Origin of the sequence: Paramagnetospirillum kuznetsovii (assembly GCF_003284725.1) — a bacterium.
Classification (GTDB): Bacteria; Pseudomonadota; Alphaproteobacteria; order Rhodospirillales; family Magnetospirillaceae; genus Phaeospirillum; species Phaeospirillum kuznetsovii.
This window is the reverse complement of sequence record NZ_PGTO01000051.1, coordinates 1-2689: the sequence shown is the minus strand read 5'-3', so window position 1 is coordinate 2689 and position 2689 is coordinate 1. Positions and strand designations below refer to the sequence as shown.

The following is a 2689-nucleotide window of genomic DNA, read 5'->3' as shown; positions in this document are numbered from 1 at the left end:
TGACGGTCTGTGCCATGACCACAGACTCGCACGGCGCAGATCGATTGTGAATCCTGTGTTTGCGTCAGTGCACTAGGCATTTTTTGCTGCTGTCTGGCTGGCTGATGTGCCCATTACGGAATGGTGCCCAAATGGGAAGCCATACTCCCATATGGGATTAGTTTTGCCCTGGCTCTTCGATGAAGGTAAACCCGACCAAGGAGGAATGCTCAAGGCTACTTGGTCCATGAACTATCGGAGCGGACGAGAGGGTCTTGGTACTATGCGGATTTCCACCTTCCACGGCACACCAACGGACGCAGCCACCACGGCTTTCCGCCATACCGCAACCAATCGGCAACACCTGACTGGCAGGGAACGTCATCTCGAGTCGGGGACGGTAATTGTCTCGAAGACCGATGTTAAAGGCGTCATAACCTACGTTAATTCTGCCTTTCTGGAAATCAGTGGCTATGATGAACATGAGGTACTTGGCGCCCCTCATTCAATCCTTCGTCACCCCCATATGCCGAGGTCGGTGTTCAAGTTGTTGTGGGATACCATCCGCTCTGGTGAGGAAGTCTTTGCCTATGTGAATAACAGGGCACGAAATGGCGACCATTATTGGGTATTCGCCCACGTAACCCCGACGGTCAACCGGACCGGGGAGATCGTCGGGTTCCATTCCAATCGGAGAGCACCATCTCCGTCCGCGATTGAAATCATCACCCCCCTATACGAATCAATCGCCAAGGTGGAAATTTCCGGAAGCCGGACCGACGCAGCCGAGCGTGGCTTGGAATACTTGACATCTCATATGTCAAAAATAGGACTGAGCTACTCAGAGTTTCTATTTTCTATATAGATTTTGGAATATTGAAATGAATGCGATTTTCCGCCATCCGCTGTTCACGTCTCCGCTGAACATGTTGACATTGTCCATGGGCATTTGCGCTGTCCTCGGTGGAGGGGCGACGATGATTGCCGTTACCTCTCTTCCCCTCTATGGATTGCTACTTGCTGCGGGTGGCGTCGGAGCATTTGCCTGGAGCCTATATGCGCTGCGGCGCACATATTACACCGTCGAATTGGTCGTGCACGTTCTCGAAGGGGGAGCGGTCGGCAACCTGGAGCAAAGGCTGGTGGATATCGGGCGAGGACGCGATACGCTTAGCCGCCTCTGCCGTGCGACCAACAATGTGCTCGACGCCGCCGATTCGTTCGCCCGTGAAAGCAATGCCTCCCTGAAGGAGGTAACGGCAGGCCGGTTTCATCGCCGCATCCTCGTCGCCGGCATGCATCGCGCCTATAAACATTCCGCGACGACGATCAACCGCATGACGGAAAACCTTGGAATCCGCATTCGAGAAAACAGTTCCCTTGCCGAAAAGTTTCGCGATGCCGTCAATACACGGGTCGACGAGGGGGTAAGCATCAGTCATGGCACATTGAGTGAAGCGGACGCCATGAAGAAGGAGGTGCACAAGGCCTCCGCCCTTTCCGCCGAGGTCTGCGACATAGCTCAAGCGACATTGCGGGAGGCCGAGTCGGTGGCGCGGTCGACCGAGGATCTCAACGCCGCCCTGATAGATGTCCGTGGCCAAGTCTCCAAGGCCTCAAAAATCGCCCACGACGCCGACCAAGATGTCGATACCGCGAATGTGGCTTTCTCCAATTTGGTGGAAACGGCTCAGCATATCGAAAAGGTGGTCGATATCATCACCGAGATTTCGGCGCAAACTAACCTTCTCGCTCTCAACGCCACGATCGAAGCAGCTCGTGCCGGTGTGGCCGGGAAGGGCTTCACCGTGGTGGCGAATGAGGTGAAGTCTCTTGCCATCCAGGCGGTGAAGGCGACCGAAGACATCCGCACGCAGATCGCTTCGATGCAGACGTCCGTTTCCAGTGCGGTCGATGTCATGGAAGCGATAGGACGGACAGTCCGGCAAATCAGCCAAATCACCCTTCAGGTTGACGAGACCATCGATCAACAGACATCGGCGACTGATTTGATCACAAAGGCCACTGCCCAGGTCCGTCAAAGCGTCGAACAGTCTGCGTCATCCACTGAATTGGTATCAGCGTCATCAAAGCACGCCGCCTCGGTTGCAGAGCGTCTCTTTTCAAGAGCCACTGACGGAGCGAATAATTCCAAAAAACTGACGGAAGAAATTCATGACTTCATGTCACGGGTCACCCTAGTTGGTAAAATCTGATTTAAAGGCTGGGGGTGGGGGCAACGAAAAGGCATTGAGTTGCAGCCATCAGATGGCTATCCATTTGAGTAAGTTATTAAGTGTATATTTTAACGATACGCAATATAAAATACGACCGCAATCAATTTGATTTTAAGGTCTGGAACGAGGCTTCCGATGAGCAACGTTAAGATTTTCGATGGACCGTATGCCGAAACTATTACCATTTTAGAAAATGTTAGGCACTATCTTTTATATGAGGAGTGGTATGACCGGCAAAGAGTTGATAAAAAATCAGCACACATAATAAACATTGAATTAATGGATATAATTGCCAGGCTCAGCCATGTTTTGTCATGGCTAATTGCCCAGAAAGCCGTTCATGCTGGAGAGATGAGTGACCTGCCGTGGAACTTTCATCCAGCCATGGGTAGAGTCCCGACTAAAGTTACGCCGTCTGGCGCGGGTTGAGCAATGGGGCCGGACTCGGAGCCCCGGAGGGGCTTCGATTTCGG

3 protein-coding genes are annotated in these 2689 nt (G+C 52.8%); all 3 read left to right on the top strand.

The features are described from left to right. The first annotated feature begins 262 nt into the window (after positions 1-262). The 3 genes from CU669_RS20870 (at position 263) to CU669_RS20860 (ending at position 2645) form a co-directional block, all read left to right on the top strand. On the top strand, positions 263-844 hold the full coding sequence (locus tag CU669_RS20870; RefSeq protein WP_112147512.1) for a PAS domain-containing protein: 582 nt from the start codon (positions 263-265) through the stop codon (positions 842-844). A 16-nt stretch (positions 845-860) separates the two neighbouring features. Then, complete coding sequence (locus CU669_RS20865; protein ID WP_112147511.1) at positions 861-2195, top strand: methyl-accepting chemotaxis protein; 1335 nt, start codon at positions 861-863, stop codon at positions 2193-2195. 156 nt (positions 2196-2351) lie between these two features. Next, positions 2352-2645 (top strand): DUF1465 family protein, encoded by a 294-nt coding sequence (locus CU669_RS20860; RefSeq protein WP_112147510.1) that lies wholly within the window; start codon positions 2352-2354, stop codon positions 2643-2645. Positions 2646-2689 lie beyond the last annotated feature (44 nt).

Bases quoted from the DNA above. Each gene is read 5' to 3' on its own strand.
- CU669_RS20870 (WP_112147512.1), top strand. From the start codon at position 263: ATGCGGATTTCCACCTTCCACGGCACACCAACGGACGCAGCCACCACG.
- CU669_RS20860 (WP_112147510.1), top strand. From the start codon at position 2,352: ATGAGCAACGTTAAGATTTTCGATGGACCGTATGCCGAAACTATTACC.
- CU669_RS20865 (WP_112147511.1), top strand. From the start codon at position 861: ATGAATGCGATTTTCCGCCATCCGCTGTTCACGTCTCCGCTGAACATG.